Here is an 827-nt window from a genome sequence, read left to right as displayed (position 1 = left end):
CACACCTTAATTGGGCGTTAGTTGAATAGGGAAAATCCGTGAATATTTTTGAAGCATTTCTTAATGTGCTTGCGCAAGTCTGGTATCTAGTGCCTTTATTGCTCATTGTTAGCGTTTTCAAAAGTAGGTGGCTAAAAGGTGTATTCGGTGAGTTTCTCGTGAACCGTCTTTTGTCTAAATTACCAGAGTCTGATTACACACTAATAAAAGACGTAACGTTGCCGACTAACGATGGTACAACTCAAGTCGACCATATTGTGGTTTCTAGGTATGGCATCTTCGTCGTTGAAACTAAGAATATGAAAGGTTGGATATTTGGTTCAGCTCGCCAGAAACAGTGGACACAAAAGATTTACCGTCATTCCTCTAAATTTCAGAACCCACTGCATCAGAATTACAAGCACATAAAAGCTCTGGAAACCTTGCTAGGTTGCAGTGAAGAACACTTGCATTCGGTTATTGTTTTCATCGGCGACAGTACCTTTAAAACCGAAATGCCTCCAAACGTTACCTACGCTCGAGGAAGTATTCGATACATTCAGCAATTTAACGATGTAGTGTTCTCTGACAATGATTATGCTCGGTTAACAGAGTCTATAAACCGGTTAAAGTTAAAGCGCGGAGTCATTACGGATTTAAAGCATCGTAAACATGTCAAAGAAGTTGTTGCATCCAAAGTTAGCTCAAATGAGTGCCCCCGTTGCGGCTCTAAAATGGTGTTGCGTGAAACCAAGCGTGGTGAAAATATAGGTAAACAGTTTTGGGGTTGTTCAACCTTTCCCAAGTGTAGGGCTGTGAAACAATTCAACTAACAAACTGTTTAAGAG

Annotated in this window: 1 protein-coding gene; it reads left to right on the top strand. The window is 40.5% G+C overall.

What is annotated here, in order from left to right; genetic code table 11:
- The first annotated feature begins 38 nt into the window (after nucleotides 1–38).
- The gene (locus tag BCT11_RS03920; protein ID WP_102387219.1) at nucleotides 39–812 is read left to right on the top strand and encodes an NERD domain-containing protein; all 774 of its coding nucleotides are present in this window, start codon (nucleotides 39–41) and stop codon (nucleotides 810–812) included.
- Nucleotides 813–827: the final 15 nt, after the last annotated feature.

The organism is Vibrio sp. 10N.222.52.B12 (assembly GCF_002875385.1).
Classification (GTDB): Bacteria; Pseudomonadota; Gammaproteobacteria; order Enterobacterales; family Vibrionaceae; genus Vibrio; species Vibrio jasicida.
This window is presented reverse-complemented; position numbering and strand designations above follow the sequence as displayed.